At 55.3% G+C, this 20,006-nt stretch carries 14 protein-coding genes, 5 pseudogenes and 1 riboswitch; of the genes and pseudogenes, 7 read left to right on the forward strand and 12 right to left on the reverse strand.

The window, feature by feature from the left end:
- Positions 1-127: 127 nt before the first annotated feature.
- From ilvB to sgrR, 6 genes and pseudogenes are all read right to left on the reverse strand, one after another.
- A pseudogene (gene ilvB / locus ACTBDZ_RS06505) lies at positions 128-1,610 on the reverse strand (acetolactate synthase large subunit); the annotation flags it as partial.
- A 114-nt stretch (positions 1,611-1,724) separates the two neighbouring features.
- Positions 1,725-1,808, reverse strand: coding sequence for an ilvB operon leader peptide IvbL (gene ivbL, locus ACTBDZ_RS06510; protein ID WP_438814719.1), 84 nt, complete (start codon positions 1,806-1,808; stop codon positions 1,725-1,727).
- Between the two features lie 122 nt (positions 1,809-1,930).
- Positions 1,931-2,680 (reverse strand): thiamine ABC transporter ATP-binding protein ThiQ, encoded by a 750-nt coding sequence (gene thiQ, locus ACTBDZ_RS06515; protein ID WP_438814707.1) that lies wholly within the window; start codon positions 2,678-2,680, stop codon positions 1,931-1,933.
- Positions 2,664-4,292 (reverse strand): thiamine/thiamine pyrophosphate ABC transporter permease ThiP, encoded by a 1,629-nt coding sequence (gene thiP, locus ACTBDZ_RS06520; protein ID WP_438814708.1) that lies wholly within the window; start codon positions 4,290-4,292, stop codon positions 2,664-2,666. Before thiP ends, thiQ begins: the two co-directional genes overlap by 17 nt.
- A complete protein-coding gene (gene thiB, locus ACTBDZ_RS06525; protein WP_438814709.1) occupies positions 4,268-5,281 on the reverse strand; it encodes a thiamine ABC transporter substrate binding subunit in 1,014 nt (337 codons plus the stop codon). The genes thiP and thiB overlap by 25 nt, the downstream gene beginning before the upstream one ends.
- 44 nt (positions 5,282-5,325) lie before the next feature.
- Positions 5,326-5,455: riboswitch (TPP riboswitch) on the reverse strand.
- 24 nt (positions 5,456-5,479) lie between these two features.
- Positions 5,480-7,154, reverse strand: a pseudogene (gene sgrR / locus ACTBDZ_RS06530) (HTH-type transcriptional regulator SgrR).
- Between the two features lie 90 nt (positions 7,155-7,244).
- Between sgrR and sgrT the strand changes: the two are divergent.
- The gene (sgrT, locus tag ACTBDZ_RS06535) at positions 7,245-7,409 is read left to right on the forward strand and encodes a glucose uptake inhibitor SgrT (RefSeq protein WP_264651531.1); all 165 of its coding nucleotides are present in this window, start codon (positions 7,245-7,247) and stop codon (positions 7,407-7,409) included.
- An 84-nt stretch (positions 7,410-7,493) separates the two neighbouring features.
- Here the strand turns inward: sgrT and ACTBDZ_RS06540 are convergent, their stop codons facing one another.
- On the reverse strand, positions 7,494-8,120 hold the full coding sequence (locus ACTBDZ_RS06540; RefSeq protein ID WP_438814710.1) for an NADPH-dependent F420 reductase: 627 nt from the start codon (positions 8,118-8,120) through the stop codon (positions 7,494-7,496).
- A gap of 104 nt (positions 8,121-8,224) precedes the next feature.
- On the opposite strand from ACTBDZ_RS06540, the pseudogene ACTBDZ_RS06545 reads away from it, so the two are divergent.
- Positions 8,225-9,127, forward strand: a pseudogene (locus ACTBDZ_RS06545) (LysR family transcriptional regulator).
- Positions 9,128-9,160: 33 nt separating this feature from the next.
- Here the strand turns inward: ACTBDZ_RS06545 and leuD are convergent.
- From leuD to leuA, 4 genes are read right to left on the reverse strand one after another with little or no spacing between them, the layout of a single operon-like run.
- Entirely contained in the window at positions 9,161-9,763 is a 603-nt protein-coding gene (leuD, locus tag ACTBDZ_RS06550; RefSeq protein WP_438814711.1) for a 3-isopropylmalate dehydratase small subunit, read from the reverse strand.
- A gap of 14 nt (positions 9,764-9,777) precedes the next feature.
- Entirely contained in the window at positions 9,778-11,190 is a 1,413-nt protein-coding gene (gene leuC / locus ACTBDZ_RS06555) for a 3-isopropylmalate dehydratase large subunit (RefSeq protein WP_438814712.1), read from the reverse strand.
- Between the two features lie 2 nt (positions 11,191-11,192).
- A complete protein-coding gene (gene leuB / locus ACTBDZ_RS06560) occupies positions 11,193-12,287 on the reverse strand; it encodes a 3-isopropylmalate dehydrogenase (RefSeq protein WP_438814713.1) in 1,095 nt (364 codons plus the stop codon).
- Positions 12,287-13,861 (reverse strand): 2-isopropylmalate synthase, encoded by a 1,575-nt coding sequence (gene leuA / locus ACTBDZ_RS06565; RefSeq protein ID WP_438814714.1) that lies wholly within the window; start codon positions 13,859-13,861, stop codon positions 12,287-12,289. Before leuA ends, leuB begins: the two co-directional genes overlap by 1 nt.
- 494 nt (positions 13,862-14,355) lie before the next feature.
- Between leuA and ACTBDZ_RS06570 the strand changes: the two are divergent.
- From ACTBDZ_RS06570 to cra, 5 genes and pseudogenes are all read left to right on the forward strand, one after another.
- Positions 14,356-16,157: pseudogene (locus tag ACTBDZ_RS06570) on the forward strand (AMP-dependent synthetase/ligase).
- A 316-nt stretch (positions 16,158-16,473) separates the two neighbouring features.
- Positions 16,474-16,779, forward strand: coding sequence for a thiamine pyrophosphate-binding protein (locus ACTBDZ_RS06575; RefSeq protein ID WP_438814715.1), 306 nt, complete (start codon positions 16,474-16,476; stop codon positions 16,777-16,779).
- 237 nt (positions 16,780-17,016) lie between these two features.
- Positions 17,017-17,491, forward strand: a pseudogene (locus ACTBDZ_RS06580) (hypothetical protein).
- A gap of 102 nt (positions 17,492-17,593) precedes the next feature.
- On the forward strand, positions 17,594-17,731 hold the full coding sequence (locus ACTBDZ_RS06585; protein WP_438814716.1) for a hypothetical protein: 138 nt from the start codon (positions 17,594-17,596) through the stop codon (positions 17,729-17,731).
- A 281-nt stretch (positions 17,732-18,012) separates the two neighbouring features.
- On the forward strand, positions 18,013-19,017 hold the full coding sequence (cra, locus tag ACTBDZ_RS06590) for a catabolite repressor/activator (RefSeq protein WP_438814717.1): 1,005 nt from the start codon (positions 18,013-18,015) through the stop codon (positions 19,015-19,017).
- A gap of 91 nt (positions 19,018-19,108) precedes the next feature.
- On the opposite strand, the gene ACTBDZ_RS06595 is transcribed toward cra, so the two are convergent.
- Complete coding sequence (locus ACTBDZ_RS06595) at positions 19,109-19,549, reverse strand: L-alanine exporter AlaE (RefSeq protein WP_438814718.1); 441 nt, start codon at positions 19,547-19,549, stop codon at positions 19,109-19,111.
- Positions 19,550-20,006: the final 457 nt, after the last annotated feature.

A 20,006-nucleotide genomic window follows, 5' to 3' on the forward strand; every position in this document is an offset into this window, starting at 1 on the left:
GATGTTTTAGGGACAATAAAAGCGTTACATCAGTACAGCAATTGGTATCAAATAATTTTCATTTGTGTGATTTTTGAGCGTATCAAATATTTTGCCTTTCGGTATCAAATGATTTGCCGCGCTATACGATGCTGATAAAATCGGTTTGATAGCGGTAGTCAGCGGCGAAGATGCGCTGCCCATAGAACAGGTCTTGCTGCTGGTGCACCAGCCTTAATGCCTGATTGTTCATCAGGATGACCTTAACGTTAAGCCCCTCTTCGGCCGCCGTCGCCATTTCTTGAATGTTCATCATGATGCTGCCATCGCCGGAAAAGCACACCACAATTTTGTCGGGTTCTGCCAGTGCGGCACCCATTGCAGCGGGCAAGCCAAATCCCATGGTGCCGAGGCCGCCGGAGGTTAACCACTGGCGCGGTCGGCGCAGCGGATAGCTCTGCCACCCACATCTGATGCTGACCCACGTCGGTGGCGATGATGGCATCGTCCGTTAGCGCCTGTGCGGTTGCTTGTACCAGCCCATAATGGCTCAGTGGGTCGTCAGCGCCCGGCATGCGGAACGGATAGGTTTGCTGTAACGCGGATACCGTCTGATGCCATTTCTCACGTTTTTGCGGTTCAATCAACGGCAACAGCTGTGTCAGCGCTTCACCCACATTGGCATGCAGTCCAACGTGCGCCTGACGAATTTTTCCCAGCTCCGCCGCATCGATATCGATATGGATGATGCTGGCATCCGGGCAGAATTGTTCCGCTTTACCGATAGCGCGATCGTCAAAGCGCGCGCCCAGCACGATAAGCAAATCAGACTGCTGCAAAATCAGGTTAGTGGAACGGGCTGCGTGCATGCCTAACATACCGAGTGACAGCGGGTGATCGGTCGGCATGGCACCGAGCGCCATCAGCGTCATGGTGGTGGGAAGGCTGGCGCGCTCGGCGAGTTCAATCGCCTGTTGGTGGGCCTCGGCGCTGATGATGCCACCGCCCAGATAGAGGATTGGGCGCTCTGCTGCATTGATCATCGCGGCGGCCTGTGCGATGGCTTGTGTATCGATGGCGGGGGTGAGATCGGGTTCAGCAATGGCTGGCAGTTCGGACAATTCTATCGTAGCGGTTTGAACATCTTTCGGAATATCGATCCATACCGGGCCCGGACGCCCTGATTGCGCGATGCGAAACGCGTCTGAAATCACGCGCGGCAGTTCGTTGATGTCCCGCACCAGATAGTTATGCTTGGTGACGGGGATGGAAATGCCATAGGTGTCCACTTCCTGAAAGGCATCGGTACCGATCATGGTCGAGGAGACCTGACCTGTAATGCACACCAGAGGGATGGAATCGAGTTTCGCATCGGCAATCGCGGTAAGCAGGTTAGTGGCCCCCGGGCCGCTGGAGGCCAGACAAACGGCGGCTTTGCCGCTGGCACGCGCCATGCCTTGCGCGATAAATCCGGCACCTTGCTCATGGCGGGCGAGAATATGGCGAATGGTTTTGCTCTGCCCCAGGGCATCGTACAGCGGCAGTGCCGCCCCGCCGGGAATGCCCGCTACCGTGGTGATGCCCTGCTGTTCCAACAGCCGGACGATCAACTGTGCTCTGGTATAACGCATAGTAATATCCTTCATCTGGGCCGGTGCGTTTTCGGAGCGGGGGAGGTAAAAACAAGAAACCCCGCTCGGCTTGCGCCGGCGGGGTTTGGGAATCGTGCTGTGATTCGGAACCCGTTACGGCGCGTCGCCGACGACGACCACCACGCGCACGACGACGACCGCGTCAACATGCGCGGTGTGTAGTAGTGCAGAAGTCATAGCAGCGGAGTGTCTCACGGGGATCCTGTCAATCAGTCAGTTAATTAGCCGTTTTATATAAGCACGGGCGTTGCAATAGGCGCAATACCCACAAAGAATAAAAAGTGAAAATTTTATTCAGCTCACAAAATATCCTTTGTTGAGTCGCCGCGCGATGTAGACGATAAGTCATGCGCTGTGCTGATCCCCAGTATCCGCGCTGCCTCGCTGCTGCCGTCACACAGCGACGTCGTAGGACCATCGTAGGCGATGTTCCCGTCGACCAACAGCAGACTGCGTGGAGCAATACGCAACGCGTCATCCAGATTGTGAGTGACCATCAGCAGCGTAAGCTGCTGCTCTGCACACACCCTATCAACCAGCGTGAGCATATCCTGACGCAGCGCCGGATCGAGCGCGGAGAACGGTTCATCCAGCAGCAGGATAGGGCGTTGGCGCAGCAGGCAGCGGGCCAATGCGGCGCGCTGGCGTTGACCGCCAGACACCTGTGCGGGCAGGCGTTGCATCAGGCTGCTTAAGCCCACGTGTTCTGCAATAGCGTGCAATGCCTGACGCTGTGCTGAAGTGAGGCGCAAACCAGGGTGCAGGCCAAGCGCAATATTTTGCTCCAGCGTCAGGTGCGGGAACAGGTTGTTTTCTTGAAACAGAATTGACACCGGACGCTCGGCGGGCGGCGTAAAGCGATGATCGTCGCCATTGAGCCACAGTTCGCCGCTGTTCGGTAATAAAAAACCGGCAATCAGGCTGAGCAGCGTGCTTTTACCCGCACCGCTGGGACTCAACAGGGCAACGCGCTCTCCCGCAGCGATGCTGACATCGAACTGCATGGGGGCCTGTTGATAGAGATAAGTGAGTTTATTCAACGACAGCATGTCGGCCCGCCCGTTTTTGCCACAGGGTCAATGTCTCCATCACGGTAAACAACGCGAAACAGAGCAGCATCAGCAGCAGTGCGGTTACCGCACCGTCTACGCTGCGATAAGCGCCAATTTGTTGGTAAAGATAGAAGGGCAACGTGCGGAACTGCTCATTGCCAAACAGGGCGATAATGCCGAAATCCCCAACCGAGAGTACGCAGGCAAATGCCATTGTCTGCGCGATCGGTTGTTGCAACGCGCGCAGCTCAATCAGACGAAGACGGTGCCAGCCGCGAATATCCAGAGACTGACACAGCAGATTATAGCGCTGAGCGATGTCGAGCATCGGGTTCTCCAACACCTTGAGCGCGTAGGGAATGGCCATCAGCGCGTTAGTGGCGACCACCAGCCCATAGGGTGATGTCGGTAGCCCAACGGTATTGTTGAGAACAAGAAAGAAGCCCGTCGCTAACACAATGCCCGGCATCGCCAGAATCAGCAGGCCGCTGATGTCCATCAACTGTCCGGCCAGCCGCTGCTGACGCAGTTTCAGCTCACGGCTGCTCCACAGCAGCATCAGGGTCAGGATGACGCAAAGCACACCTGCGCCGAGCGCGATACGCAGGGATGTCCACAGCGTTTGCCACAATGCGGGCTGTTTCAGCACCGTCAGCATCGCCGGACTGAGACCGTCCAGCACCACAGCCAGCAACGGTGGCAGCAGCAAGAACAGTGCGGCAACGATAATCACGGTATCGCCCAGCCGTCCAGCCAGCGAATCCTGTGGGTTGCGCCAGCGCAATTGCTGGGTATTGCCCACGGCAAACCACGATCCGAGTCGTTGGCTCAGTAGCACCAACCCCAGACAGCAGACCATCTGGATCATCGCCAATCCTGCCGCGCGCGCAGGAGCGTAATCAAAGCTCAATGCCTGATAGATAGCCAGTTCAATCGTGGTGGCGCGCGGGCCACCGCCGAGTGAGAGTACGGTGGCAAAACTGGCGAAGCAGAGCATGAAAATCAGTGCCGCACTGGGCAGGATTTGACGCCGTAACCACGGCCATTCAATAAGACGAAAAGTTTGCCAGGCATTCATGCCCAACTGGGCCGCTAACTGACGCTGCTCCGTGGAGATGGACTCCAGGGCTTGCAACAGCAGGCGTGTTGCCAGCGGCAGATTGAAGAACACGTGGGCCAGCAGAATCCCTTGCAGGCCATAGGGAGAAAAGGTGTAGTCGATGCCGAGCGCGCTTAAGCCTTGTGCCAGCCAGCCCTGTCGCCCGTAAACGCGCAGTATGCCAAATACCGCCACCAACACCGGTAACACCAGCGTCATGGCGCACAGGCGCAGCAGCCAGGTTCTGCCGGGGAAATGGCGGCGATAGAGGGCGCGCGCCAGCACAATGGCGGGCAGCGTGGAGAGTAGCGCCGAAAGCAATGCCTGCCAAAAGGTAAAGCGCACTATGTACCACACATAGCTATCACCCCATAGCGTGTGCCATGGGGTATCAGGAGCCTGATGCCAAAGTGCGCCAAACGCGAGTAGGGCAACACCAGCCAGCAATGCCGCGGTAAACAGCCCAGGCCAGAGCCAGTGTGGGATCAGCGGCTGACGGCGCGTTGCCATGCCTGAATCCACTGCCCACGCAGGTCCGCCACCTCTTGTGCGTTAAAGGACAGCGCTTTTTCCGGGCGCGCCAGCGATTGGAAACCTTCCGGCAGTGCCACGCCAGTGACCGGATACATCCAGTTGGTGGTTGGGATCAGGCTTTGGAATGTCGGGCTGAGGATAAACTGCATAAAGCGGTTAGCGAGTTCCGGCTGCTTGCTGGCGGTCAACTGCCCGGCAACTTCAACTTGCATATAGTGGCCTTCGCTGAACAGCGCCGCTGCGTAGTTAGTCTTTTTCTCTTCGATAATGTGATAGGCCGGAGAGGTCGTGTAGCTCAGCACCAGATCCGCTTCGCCTTTAAGGAACAGGCCGTAAGCCTCGCTCCACCCTTTGGTGACGGTAACGGTTTTACGCGCCAGTTTTTGCCAGGCGTCAGGCGCTTTATCGCCATACACCTTTTGCATCCACAGCAGCAGGCCCAGCCCCGGCGTGCTGGTGCGCGGGTCTTGATAAATCACCTTCAGCGGCTGATCGCTGTTGATCAAGGCACCAAGGCTGGTCGGTGGATTTTTCAGCGTGTCTTTGTTGTAGACGAACGCGAAATAGCCGTAATCGTAAGGCAGGAAGGTGGCATTATCCCAACCGCCGGGCAGCGTCAACGCGTCGGTTTTCACGTGGTGTGCAGCAAACAGCCCGGTATTCGCAGCCGCTTTGAGCAGGTTGTTATCCAGCCCCAGGACGATATCCGCTTTGCTGTTTTTACCTTCCATGCGCAAGCGGTTCAACAGGGCAACGCCATCTTCCAGCGCGACAAAATTCAATTCGCACTCGTACTCTTTTTCGAAGGCTTTTTTAATCGCCGGGCCGGGGCCCCATTCAGACGCGAAGGAATCGTAGGTGTAAACGGTCAATGCGGGCTTGGTATTAGCGGCAGCAGAGCAGAATAGCACGGCAGAGAGACCGAGTACGGGAAGCAATAAACGGGATAATAGCGACTGTAACACTTTGCACTCCTGGGTATATTAGGGTGGCAAAGGACTTTGAGGCAGGCGAATGCACTCTTAAATCCCTTAGCCGGTATTAACCGGATCAGGTTCGACGGGTATTTTCTCAGCATAAATACCGTGCGTTGACAATGCGATATCGTCAAAAAACGGCCTGCACCCCGTTGAGAACGTCATTATTGTAAAGGGTTTGTAGCATCAGGGAAAGTCGGCGTCGTGCTCCGGCGGCACAAACCAGGTGGATTTAAAGTCGAACCAGCCCAACATGTTCATACGCACGCCGCGCATGCTGCGCTGCCCCTGCAACTGTAACCAGTGGTGAAACAGCGGGTGGATCTCACCGCTTTTCAATCAGGCGCTGGCTGAAGTCGGCGATAGAGAGCGTTTGAGCGCGCCAGCGCTGTGCGTCTTGTTGTAACGAATCACTCAGGCAGTGACGCAGCAGCGGTAGCTCATACAGCAGGGCGAACAGCGAGAACTCCAGCGGTGGGTAGCAGTTTACGCTGCTCAGCCAGATATCGCCTTCCGCTTCTCCCAGATACCATTGCTCGTAGTCGACTTTCTGTATATGCAACGTCACGCCCTGTTGCGCCAACAGGTCATGCATGATCTCGCCAATGATGCGGTACTCGGGGTGCTCCTGATAAAACGTCAGGGTGACATCTGTCAGGCCAGCAGGTTTCAGTGGTTGATTATCAAAACGCTGGTGATGCCAACGAGGCAGTAAGCTGTACGCTGGCGACCAGATATGTCGGTGGGTGCTCGTCGTCTGGCTGAGCAGCGCGATAGGGTGGAAGATCTGGCTGATCCAGCGGCGCACCTCGCTGTTCGCGCTCTGCGCGGAACGGGTATCAAACAGCAGGAAATAGCATCCTTCCTCCATGAGGCTTTCCAGCTCGTCGCGCGTGGTGGTGTCGCTTTGTACCTGAATGGATACCGGCAGCTCTTCGGAGGCGTCTGGCAACACCCAGATATTGACCTCATCGATCAGTGCCCGGTAGCCGAAATAGTCATCAAAGGCTTTTATTTTCAGCTGACTGTCGCTGTTTTTCTCCACCGCATAGGGGCCGGTGCCGACAGGGTGGCGCGCAAAATCGGCCTGAGTCTGCCAGTCGTGGGGCAGGATCATGGCATGCGCGCTGCCGAGCAGCCAGGGGAGCCAACCATCGGGTTCGCTCAGTTCCACATCAATCACAAAGGGAATGGGGGAGGTCACGCGTGTGATGTGTGAGAATAATGCCTGCGACGTCAACCGCATTACCGAGGCGATAACATCCTTCATCACCAGCTCGCGTCCATCGTGGAAGCGGATCGCAGGGCGTAAATAAAAACGCCAGCGGTGCGGCGTAATTTGCTGCCAGTGGTGCGCGAGGTCCGGTGCGATTTCCCCGTTTTCCCCATTTATCTTGGTTAACCCGCTGAAGATCTGCCTGACGATATGCATCTCAGAGCGTCGCAGTGCAGAGCCGGGCAGCAGGTTGCGCAGCGGTCGATAATAGAGCACGCGCAGCAGATGTTTCCCCTGGCGAAAACGACGGCACAGGTGGGAAAGCAACATCTGGCGTACCGTCTCTTTATCACCGATCAACTGGATCAATTGCTCGACGCGATCCTGCTCCAGCAAGTCTTCCGCGCGCTGTTGTTGCAGCGTTAAGCCGGTATAGATAAAACTGAGACGGGAGCGTTTTCCTCGTCCCGCTTCCGCCTGCCACAGCAGCCACCCCTCTTTTTGCATGGCTCCGAGTAGTGAACGGATATGACGGCGCGAGCAGAGTAATACCCCGGCCAGCTCTTCGAGCGTGGTGTCGGTATCCTGCCCCTGAAAGCGCTGCCAGAGGCGGACAAACTGCTGTTGCAAACGTGTCGACGACATAAAAGAGGAACTCCGCGAACCAAAGTCATCAATTTATCTTTCCCTATATTACGGCGATACTGCACAACAAGGAAAGCACGGAGGTGGCTAATGGCGATTTCACGGCTCAATCAATTTTACCGGCACTACTTCTTGCACTGCCCTGGCTGCTGGCTGAGGAGGATCAGCGCTCAGCAAAAACTGGCGTTGTTACAGCAAGTGACGCAATGGCATACCGATGCGATGTCGGAAGAAGAGTACCGGCACTGGCTCTAGTGCTGTTCTGGTAGTAGAGAAACTTCTGAGTAATGGTGCTTTTCACCAGCCAGCGGCCTGTGCCGCTGGCATTTTTATTGCCCATCAGTTGCGTTGTACGCCTTCCAGTGCCGCCAGCAACGCCTCTTTGGTCATGCGCACGCAGTAGGCCGTACCCCGTTCAAAGCGCCACCCTTCGGCGAGTGTGCCAACGTCGACCGCATCAAAACCGAAAGTTTCGTACAATTCACGGGCAATCTGCTTGCCTTGCGCATTGTCCCCCGCCAGTGGCAATGCGCGACGGTTGGGACTGCCCGCCGGTAAACCATCGCTTTCCAATTGAGTCATCTGAATGGCATTGAACGCCTTGGTGATGAGGGCTCCGGGTAAATGGCGTGCCAGTAGTTCGCTAGTGGTGGTTTGTGCACTGTCGAGCACATCAACCTGACCATCACGCTCCGGGTAATAATTGACCGCATCGAGCACCTGCTTGCCCGCCAGCAGCGCGGCAGGCAATCGATCGATTGCTGTCAGCGGAACGGCTATCACCACCACATCACCAAACTGAATGGCCTCTTCTACCGTTCCAGCCTGACAGCCCACCATCGAGCGGAAGCTGAACAGCGTTTGCGGGCCACGTGAGTTACTGAGCATCACCTGATGCCCGGTGTTAATCGCGAGCGTGGCAATCGTTCGCCCGACAAAGCCTGCGCCAATAATGCCTATTTTCATGCTGATCTCCTGTTGCGTCATTCATCAACAGGGAGCGTAATTCACCACTAAAATAAGATAAAATCACAAATGGAACATAAATAAACAACCAATTGGGGTGAATGATGGACAGGTTGACCAGCATGCACATCTTTGTTAAAGCTGCTGAACTGGGCTCTTTTGCCGCAGTGGCAGAGGCATTGCGCCTTTCCCCGCAAGGGGTGGCTAAGCATGTGGCCTGGTTAGAGGCGCGTCTGGGCGCTCGACTGCTCAACCGCACCACGCGGCGTCAAAGTTTGACCGATATCGGCCGCAGCTATTACGAACGCTGTAAGATAGTGTTGGCGGAAGTCGATGCGGCAGAAGCGATTGCGCTGGAGATGAAAGCAACGCCGTCAGGAACCATTCGGGTTAATGCGCCCGTCACCTTTGGCGCTTATGCGCTTGCGCCCTTTATTACCCGCTATCTCGATCGTTATCCGGATACGCAGATCGAGCTGACGCTTAACGATCGCATGGTCGATCCGATTGAGGAAGGTTTTTAAGTGATCGTGCGCATCGGTGAACTGGCCGACAGTTCGATGATCGCCTGGCCGTTAAGACCCTATCGGCTGATTGCCTGCGCATCACCCACTTATGTGGTGCGCGAGGGTTTCCCTGAGAAACCCAGCGATTTGGCGCATCACGCTTGTCTGGTGTACGGCGAATGGACGCCCACTGTGCCGTGCCGCTGGTTGTTCCAGCGTGATGGGCAGAGCGAAGAAGTCAGGCCAACCGGACGGTTTCGCGCCAATGACTGGAAAGCGCTGCTGTATGCGGCAATCGAAGGTTATGGCGTCACCTTGGGTCCTGCCGATGTGTTGGGCAAAGAGATTGAAGCCGGACGTTTGGTTCAGGTTCTGCCGGACTATGAAGGTCCAGCCCGCCCGATGCATGTGCTGGTGCCTGCGGCAAGGCGGCAAACGGTTAAGATCCGTTGCTTTGTCGATGCGCTGAGAGAGGCTTTTGGCGAAGGTATGGGGCTGTAAAATAGAAGGCACCGCAGAGCGGTGCCTTGTGGGTTAACGCAAAAAGGCCGGTTGCTGCTGTTCGTAACGAGCTATCGCCTCTTCGTGTTGTAACGTCAAGCCGATGCTGTCCAGCCCGTTGAGCATGCAGTGACGGCGGAAACTGTCGATCTCAAACGGGTATTTTTTCCCGCCAGCATCGACCGTCTGCGCTTCCAGATCCACCGTAAAGGTAATGCCTTGTGTACTGTCGACCAGTTTGAACAGATCGTCGATATCGGTATCACTCAGTTTTACTGGCAGCAACTGGTTGTTAAACGCGTTACCGTAGAAAATATCCGCAAAGCTTGGGGCGATCACCACGTGAAAACCGTAGTCGGTCAGTGCCCAGGGGGCATGTTCACGGGAAGAGCCGCAGCCGAAGTTTTCGCGCGCCAGCAGGATGGTGGCACCTTTATAACGCGGTTTATTCAGCACAAACTCCGGGTTGGGTTGCTGCCCCGCGTCATCCAGAAAACGCCAGTCGTGAAACAGATGTTGGCCGAAACCGGTACGCGTCACCTTCTGCAAAAACTGCTTGGGGATGATCGCATCCGTGTCTACGTTGGCGGCGTCCAGCGGCACGACCAGCCCGGTATGTTGGGTAAATTTAGCCATCAGGCGTCTCCTTATTAATTCGCGGACGAAGGTAATTCGCGGATATCCGCGAAATGCCCTGTCACGGCGGCGGCGGCAGCCATCGCTGGGCTGACCAGGTGAGTACGGCCCGCACGCCCCTGACGGCCTTCAAAGTTACGGTTGCTGGTGGATGCACAGCGCTCACCGGGGTTCAGGCGGTCATTGTTCATTGCCAGACACATGGAGCAGCCCGGTAGACGCCATTCAAACCCGGCTTCAATAAACACTTTATCCAGACCTTCCAGCTCCGCCATGGTTTTCACCGGGCCAGAGCCGGGCACCACGATAGCTTGCACGCCGGCAGCCACTTTACGCCCTTTGGCGATAGCGGCGGCAGCGCGCAAATCTTCGATACGCGAGTTAGTACAGGAACCGATAAACACTTTGTCGATAGCGACATCGGTCAGCTTGATGCCCGGTTGCAGGTCCATATACGCCAGCGCTTTGGCAGCAGAAGCACGCTCAACCGGATCGCTGAAGGATTCAGGATCGAGGATATTCTGGTTCACGGCGATTACTTGCCCAGGGTTGGTGCCCCAGGTTACCTGCGGCGCGATATCGGCGGCATCCAGTGTGACGACGGTATCAAACACCGCATCTGCATCGGATTTCAACGTGCTCCAGTACGCCACGCCAGCGTCCCAATCGGCCCCTTTCGGTGCGAACTGGCGGCCTTTGAGGTAGGCAAACGTAGTTTCATCCGGTGCCACTAAACCGGCCTTTGCGCCCATTTCAATCGCCATGTTACACAGCGTCATGCGGCCTTCCATGCTCAATGCGCGGATGGCGTCACCACAGAATTCCACCACGTGGCCCGTACCGCCTGCGCTGCCGGTTTTACCGATAATCGCCAGCACGATGTCTTTTGCGGTGATGCCGGGCGCAGCCTGGCCTGTTACTTCAATTTTCATGGCTTTGGCGCGACCCTGCTTCAGGGTTTGCGTCGCCATCACATGTTCCACTTCGGAGGTGCCGATACCAAACGCCAGTGAGCCAAAGGCACCGTGGGTAGCGGTATGGGAATCGCCGCACACAATCGTCATGCCCGGCAGGGTCATGCCCTGTTCCGGCCCGATAACGTGGACGATGCCTTGATACGGGTGGTTCAGATCGTACAACTGCACGCCAAACTCGGCGCAGTTCTTGATCAGTTCCTGCATCTGGATGCGGGCCATTTCACCACAGGCATTGATGTCTTTGGTCTGAGTGGACACGTTGTGATCCATGGTGGCAAAGGTTTTGCCCGGCTGGCGCAGTTTGCGCCCCATGGCACGCAGGCCATCAAAGGCTTGCGGAGAAGTGACTTCATGCACCAGATGGCGGTCGATATACAGCAGCGGCGTCTCATTCTGCGCTTCGTACACCACGTGGGCATCAAACAACTTCTGGTATAAGGTCTTGCTCATGGTTACACCCCTTGCGCCACAAAGCGGGCAATCGCATCGCCCATTTCGTCGGTGCTGATGGCTTTGCCGTCACGGCCCGCCAGATCGCCAGTGCGATAGCCTTCGGCCAGCGCGGTGTTTACCGCGTTTTCGATGGCGTTAGCCGCGTCATCGGCTTCCAGGCTGTAACGCAGCAGCAGTGCCAGTGACAGAATCTGTGCGATCGGGTTAGCGATGTTTTTGCCCGCGATATCCGGCGCGGAACCGCCCGCCGGTTCGTACAGGCCGAAACCTTGTTCGTTCAGGCTGGCGGAAGGCAGCATACCCATCGAACCGGTGATCATCGCACATTCGTCAGACAGGATGTCACCAAACAGGTTGGAGCACAGCATCACGTCGAACTGGGACGGATCTTTGATCAACTGCATGGTGGCGTTGTCGATGTACAGGTGCGCCAGCGTCACGTACGGGTAGTCTTTGCTGACTTCGGTGACGATTTCACGCCACAGGATGGAGCTTTGCAGCACGTTAGCTTTATCGATGGACGTGACTTTGCAGCGACGCTTACGAGCCGACTCAAAGGCAATACGGGCGATACGCTCGATCTCGAAACGGTGATAGACCTCGGTGTCGAACGCACGCTCGTGCTGGCCGCTGCCTTCACGGCCTTTCGGCTGACCGAAGTAGATACCGCCGGTCAGTTCGCGCACGCACAGAATGTCGAAACCGTTTGCAGCGATGTCGTTGCGCAGCGGGCAGAAGGCTTCCAGCCCTTGATACAGACGTGCCGGGCGCAGGTTGCAGAACAGACGGAAGTGCTTACGCAGTGGCAGCAATGCGCCGCGCTCCGGTTGCTCAGCCGGCGGCAGGTGCTCCCATTTCGGGCCGCCAACCGAACCGAACAGAATGGCGTCAGCCTGCTCGCAACCGGCGACGGTGGCGGCTGGCAGTGGCGTGCCCTGGCGGTCGATGGCGATGCCGCCGACGTCATATTCGCTGGTGGTGATACGCAAACCGAAACGCTGGCGAACCGCGTCTAATACTTTATGGGCTTGCGCCATGACTTCTGGGCCGATGCCGTCACCGGGTAAGACGGCGATATGGTAACTCTTTGTCATCACACTGTTTCCTGGCTATTTTGTTGTTTGTTGTGGTGCTGCAAACGCTGAATTTCTTGTTCTACCAACTGTGCGCGTTTGTTGTTCAATACGTTGACCATCGCCTTGGCGGAGGATTCGACGATGTCGGTCGCCAGGCCCACGCCGTGGAAGCGGCGGCCTTGATCAGCGGCGACGATATCCACTTGCCCCAGCGCATCACGTCCCTGGCCCTTGGCGGACAACTGGTATTTCACCAGTTCAATGCCGTAGCCCGTGATGCGGTTAATCGCCTGATAGACGGCATCGACCGGTCCGTTGCCGGTAGCGGCCTCGGCTTGCACCTCGCCACCACAGGCCAATTGCACTGACGCGGTGGCAATTGTGTTGGAACCAGACTGCACGTTGAAGGCATCCAGGCGATAGAACTCTTCGTCTTCCTGCTGGCTGTTGATAAAGGCCAATGCTTCTAAATCGTAGTCGAATACCTGACCTTTTTTGTCGGCCAGCTTCAGGAAATCGGTGTACAACTGGTCTAGATTAAAATCGCTTGCTTTATAACCCATCTCTTCCATGCGGTGTTTCACCGCCGCACGGCCAGAACGAGAGGTCAGGTTCAGTTGCACTTCTTTCAGGCCGATGGATTCCGGCGTCATGATTTCGTAGTTGGAGCGGTTTTTCAGCACGCCGTCCTGATGGATGCCGGAGGAGTGGGCGAAGGCGTTAGAACCGATAATCGCTTTGTTGCCGGGGATTGGCATGTTGCAAATCTGGCTCACCAACTGACAGGTGCGATAGATTTCCTGATGATTGATATTGGTGTGGACGTTCAGCAAATCCTGACGGGTTTTGATCGCCATGATCACTTCTTCCAGCGCGGTGTTGCCTGCGCGCTCGCCCAGACCGTTCAACGTGCCTTCTACCTGACGTGCGCCAGCCTGCACAGCAGTAATGGAGTTGGCAACCGACATCCCCAGATCGTCATGGCAGTGCACGGAAATAATCGCTTTGTCGATGTTCGGCACACGATCGTACAGCGTGGTGATGATGCCGCCGAACTGATACGGCGTGGTGTAACCCACGGTGTCAGGGATGTTGATGGTGGTGGCACCGGCGTTAATTGCGGCTTCAACGATACGGCATAGGTTATCGATAGGCGTACGGCCAGCATCTTCACAGGAGAACTCTACGTCGTCGGTGTAGTTATGCGCCCGTTTGACGGAGTGAACCGCTTTCTCAATGACCTGCTCGAACGACAAACGCAGTTTGGATTCGATGTGCAGCGTAGAGGTGGCCAGGAATACGTGAATGCGGAAGGCTTCGGCAACGCGCAGCGCTTCGGCGGCGACATCGATGTCTTTATCGACGCAGCGGGCCAAACCACACACCCGGCTGTTTTTAATCTGACGCGCAATGGTCTGTACCGATTCGAAATCGCCCGGCGAAGAGACCGGGAAGCCGACTTCCATCACGTCCACGCCCAATCTTTCCAGCGCGTAGGCCACTTGCAGTTTCTCTTTTACACTCAGACTGGCTTGTAATGCCTGCTCACCATCACGCAATGTGGTATCGAAAATAATGACCTGCTGGCTCATTGGAAAGATTCCTTATCGTGTTTATTCGAGCGCCGAACAGGTAAAAAAACCCGCGCATCGGCGCGGGTTCTTCGTTCTGTGTAACGTGAAATCAGCTCTGACTTTCACCCACAGGCATACCGCGCAATGTTGATGCGTGTAGTAGTAGGCCTAGTAGGAAAGTGTGTTTGAACATGATATCTCGTCTGATCCGGTTAGCTGCAAAATTCGCCACATACCGCTTAATCGCGGGAATGGCATCGCTCGTGCTTTTATTGGTACTTGATTCTTGTGGGTATGTCAAGCATTTGTGATCATCGAACGGTGTTCGTTCCCGGTCACGACGAAATCGTTTGCGTTGCCGTCGTCACGTGGAGCGCGCAAATGGGCAGATGTGCGTGGCGTCAACCTTCCATCATGTCAATGTGAAAGATCGTTGCGGTTTCTGGCAAGATCAGTAGACTGCGCCAAAATAATAAACAGTTGTACGCTGAAATTTCCCAGGCTCATTTTTTATGTCTACCCATTTGTCGCAATACCATTTGGTTGAACGCATCCAACACCTGATTGCTCATTGTTCCGGCCGTACCGCACTGCGTGAATGGTCTGCCTCTGGCGAAACGCAGCTTACCTGGTTTCAGGCCGGTGCGCGTATTCGTCGCATTGCCAGTGCACTGCTCTCGCTGGGGATTGATGCCCAAGAGCGTGTCGCGTTGTTCTCTCATAATTCCCTCAACTGGTCGCTGGCAGATCTCGCGACGCTGTACGTGCGTGGTGTGACCGTCCCGATTTATGCCACCAACACGGCGACACAGGCTGCGTTTATCATCAATGACGCGGATATTCGCACCATTTTTGTCGGTTCTCAGCCTCAGTATGATGCGATATTGGCGCTGCTGCCGGAGTGTCCGCAGCTTAAGCGCATCATCGTGCTCGATGACAATGTGAATCTGCATCACTGCCCGTTGGCGCTGACGCTGGCGGCGTTTGAGGCCGATTGGATGACGCCTACTGGCAGCCTGCGCTGCAACAGCGCATTGATGAGCGTAATCTGGACGATCTTTTCACGTTGATCTACACCTCTGGCACGACCGGTGAGCCGAAAGGGGTGATGCTGGATTACGCCAACATGGCGATGGTGCTGAAGCTGCACGATGAGCGCCTGTGTGTGTCGCAGGACGATATCTCTCTGAGCTTCCTACCGCTCTCTCACGTGTTTGAGCGCGCCTAGTCGTTTTACATGATGCACACCGGTGCACAAAACGTCTATCTGGCCGACACCAATCTGGTACGCAATGCGATGCAGGCCGTTTCACCGACGGTGATGTGTGCGGTGCCGCGTTTCTACGAGAAAGTGTATAGCGCCATTCACGAAAAAGTCGCGCAGGCACCCTGGCATCGTCGCACGCTGTTTAACTGGGCCATCGCGCAGGGGCGCAAGGCGTTTCTGGCACATATTTCAGGTAAATCACGTTCACCGTTGCAGGCGCTACTGCATCGCGTCGCCGATCGGCTGGTGCTGACCAAGCTGCGCCACTTGCTGGGCGGTAAGATTCGCTTTATGCCTGCGGCTGGCGCCCATCTGGATGAGAATATCATTCTGTTTTTCCAGTCGATGGGCGTGCGCGTTATTTACGGTTACGGCATGACGGAAACCTGTGCCACGGTATCGTGCTGGGAAGCGAATAACGTGCGGCTGGGCTCGATCGGCACGCCGCTACCGGGTATTGAAGTGCGCATTGGCGACGAAAACGAAATACAGGTGCGCGGCGCTACGCTGATGCGCGGTTATTTCCGCCGTCCGCAGGAAACCGCTGAAGCCTTCACCGCTGATGGCTGGCTGAAAACCGGTGATGCCGGGAAGCTGGATGCCGAGGGTAACCTGTATATCACCGAGCGCCTGAAAGACCTGATGAAAACCTCCGGCGGAAAATATATTGCGCCGCAGCACTTGGAAGGCACCTTGGGTCAAGACCGATTTATCGAGCAGGTGGCGGTGATTGCCGATGCGCGCAAATACGTGTCTGCGTTGATTGTGCCTTGCTTTGAAGCGCTGGAAGAGTACGCGGCATCGGCCAACCTCAAGTATCACGATCGCCTCGAATTGTTACGTCATAGCCACATTATCGAACTGTTTGAACAGCGTCTGCGCGAGATGCAAAAAGAGCTGTCACGCGTCGAACAGGTCAAGCGCTTTACCCTGCTGGCGACCCCTTTCTCTATGGAGAGCGGGGAGTTAACGCCGACATTAAAACTGCGACGTAAGATCATCGCCCAGCGCTATCAGCTGGAAATTGATGCCATGTACGGCGAATAACCCCGAGTAACTTGCAGCGGGTGAGGTACACGAATTTTTAACTTTTTTGCTGAAAATTTCCCGCTGCAATTGGCTATCATCGCGGAATAATCACTATCCGCGATGACGCCGTTTAGCGTTTTATCTCAGTCGAATCCCTTCTGGCGGTGTAAACCCGTTTCCACTTGTTTGTTCCTCGCTTCACCCTTGTTTGCCTGTGCCGTCGTCTAACGTTATGGTAATCGGCTATATTCAAATTCTGGATAAGACAATGACGTGTGTCGCGCTGTGATGTCAGTGCCGCGATGCCGCTCTCAGAACGAAAAGAGGCAATCCCATGGAGATGTTGTCAGGCGCCGAGATGGTGGTTCGATCGTTGATCGATCAGGGCGTGAAATATGTGTTCGGGTATCCGGGCGGGGCCGTATTGGATATTTACGATGCGCTACACACCGTGGGCGGCATTGACCATATTCTGGTGCGCCACGAGCAGGGTGCAGTGCACATGGCCGATGGTTACGCGTGCGCCACCGGCGATGTCGGTGTGGTGCTGGTCACCTCGGGTCCGGGTGCCACCAATGCGATTACCGGTATTGCCACCGCCTATATGGACTTCATCCCGATGGTGGTGTTGTCTGGGTAGGTAGCCACCTCGCTTATCGGTTACGACGCGTTTCAGGAATGCGACATGGTCGGCATTTCTCGTCCGGTGGTGAAGCACAGTTTCTTGGTCAAACAGGCTGAAGATGTGCCCACGGTGCTGAAAAAGGCATTCTATCTGGCATCAAGCGGGCGTCCCGGCCCGGTGGTGGTGGATTTGCCGAAAGATGTGATGAGTCCGGCCAACAAACTGCCGTATCTCTATCCCGATGCGGTCACCATGCGCTCCTACAATCCGACGATTCAAGGGCATAAGGGGCAAATTCGTCGTGCGCTGCAAACCTTGCTAAGCGCCCAGTCACCGATCATTTACGCGGGTGGCGGGGTTATCAATGCGGGGTGCCATGAAGAACTGCGCCAACTGGCAGAACGTTTGAACCTGCCGGTCACCAACTCTCTGATGGGATTGGGTGGTTTTCCGGGGACGCACCGTCAGTGTCTGGGCATGCTTGGTATGCACGGCACTTACGAAGCCAACATGGCGATGCACAATGCCGATGTGATCTTCGCCGTCGGCGTGCGTTTTGACGATCGCACCACCAACAATCTGGCGAAGTACTGCCCGAATGCTACGTATCGATATCGATCCGGCCTCCATTTCGAAAACGGTCAATGCGGATATTCCCATTGTGGGTGATGCGCGCCAGGTGCTGGCGCTGATGCTGGAACTGCTGGATCAGGGCGAAGCGCAGTAGAATTTTGACGCGCTGCGCGACTGGTGGCAGCGTATTGAGCAGTGGCGTGCGCGCCAATGCCTGAAATATCCGTTAGACAGCGACAAGATCAAGCCGCAGGCGGTGATTGAAACCTTGCACCGTTTGACCGACGGTAAAGCCTATGTGGCATCGGACGTGGGGCAGCACCAGATGTTCGCTGCGCTGATAAAGAGGTTCACTGTGTCGGTGAACCTTGAGGTTGCTGACAAACCTACCTAAAACGGTCATTCCCGCGCAGGCGGGAATCTCATACAGGCTAAACGCGTTCATTCTGCCCGAGATCCCCGGCCTACGCCGAGGACGACGAAGAGGTTGGTAGGTTTTTTCAGTAGTCTGAGGGCTCACTGTGTCGGTGAGCTTTTTATTTTTCTCTCTATAACCCTGAACAACAATAAAGCGGTTGCTGATTGCCAGCTTCTGCGGTTAGATCTATACGATATCCATGCTTAAGATATGGACATCCTTATTTTTTATTTTCCAGCTTATTTAAAGGGGCTAACGTGAAACTGGATGAAATCGCGCGCCTTGCGGGCGTTTCACGCACTACTGCCAGCTACGTTATCAATGGCAAGACCAAACAATACCGCGTCAGTGATAAAACGGTAGAAAAAGTGATATCGGTGGTGCGTGAGCATAATTATCATCTCAATGCGGTGGCTGCTGGATTACGCGCTGGGCGTACTCGTTCTATCGGGCTGGTGATTCCGGATCTGGAAAACACCAGCTATACCAAAATTGCCAATTATCTGGAGCGTCAGGCGCGTCAGCGCGGTTATCAATTGCTGATTGCCTGCTCTGAAGATCAGCCGGATAACGAGATGCGCTGCATTGAGCATCTGCTGCAACGCCAGGTTGATGCCATTATCGTGTCGACAGCGTTGCCTCCGGAGCATCCGTTCTATCAGCGTTGGGCTGGGGACAGCTTGCCGATTATCGCGCTGGATCGCGCGTTGGATCGCGAACACTTCACAAGCGTAGTGGGTGCCGATTGTGAGGATGCGGAAATGCTGGCACAGGAACTGCGCAAGATCCCGGCGGAGTCAGTGCTCTACCTCGGGGCGTTGCCGGAGCTTTCAGTGAGTTTCCTGCGCGAACAAGGGTTTCGTATGGAGTGGGCAGAGGATCCGCGTCAGGTGAATTTCCTTTATGCCAACAGCTACGAACGCTCAGCGGCGGCGACGGCGTTTGAAGAGTATTTGCAGCATCACCCGATGCCGCAGGCGCTATTCACCACCTCGTTTCCGCTGTTGCAAGGGGTGATGGATATTACGCTGAAGCAGAGCGGACGGCTGCCGAACAATTTGGCGATTGCCACGTTTGGTGACAACGAACTGTTCGATTTCCTCGAGTGCCCGGTGCTCTCCGTGGCGCAACGCCATCGCGAAGTGGCTGAGCGGGTGCTGGAATTGGTGCTGGCAAGTCTCGATGAACCTAAGAAGCCCAAGCCCGGTTTGACGCGCATTCGGCGCAGTCTCTATCGGCGCGGTTCACTCAGTCGCCGTTAGTTTGGGATTATTCCTAATAAAAAGCCATCCGGTATCAGGATGGCTTTTTTGTCGCCTGTATTTGGCGGTAGTTGCGGTCTCGGCCTGACGTTCAGCCCGGTACGGCGACGCGAAACAGACGGCGACAGTAATCGAGAAAATAGCCGTAGGAGACACCAATTACCATATATATCAACACATTGCTGGTTACTGCTGCGACGATCTGCTGTGGGTTGGCACCAATAAACCACAGGATGGCAACATACACCGGTGATTGAAAGCTGACGTAGGCAAACAGGTCTGCCAGATTTTTTACCCAGGTACCGTGCGTCATGAAGCGTTGAGACAGACGTAGGATACGATCGCGGTACAGGCCGTAGGGCCAGGCAATAACAATATTAACGGGGATCGACACCAGTCGCGAAGAGAGCGACTGCTGGAAGCTCATGCCAGACAGCAAGATCTCAATCAGCATAACCGTTATAAAACAGTAGATTACCATAGCGACTGTGTCCGCTACCGCACTACGCAATCGGGATTCAGGGGAGAACATGCAGAGAGACTCCGTTATATACCCGTCATACTTCAAGTTGCAGGTGCGTTGGCTTCGTTCACTCGCCCCAGTCACTTACCTGAGTAAGCTCCTGGGGATTCGTTCGCTTGCCGCCTTCCTGCAACTCGAATTATTTAGGGTATGCAGTTAATTGGGTGAAATGCAGTTAATTATGTCGGTGTATTTTATGTGCGTAGTGTACTTCACTGGATGTTGAAGTTGTAAGTAGCGATAAATTTTTATTTTTTCATGCTTTTTTCTTATGGACGCTACTTTATAGAAGAAAGGTGGCATGGCAGTTTATTAAGCGCGGCAGTCGGAGAAATTATGTTTATAACCGTCATTCCGCACCTACTTTAAGAATAAATTCGACGGTATCGCTCGCCGAGAACATCAACGATGGTCTTGTGAACAGAATTGAGGTTGGATACTTGTGGTGGTCTGTCACCAATACTGA

Origin of the sequence: Symbiopectobacterium sp., assembly GCF_051710365.1 — a bacterium.
In the GTDB taxonomy this organism is placed as follows: Bacteria; Pseudomonadota; Gammaproteobacteria; order Enterobacterales; family Enterobacteriaceae; genus Symbiopectobacterium.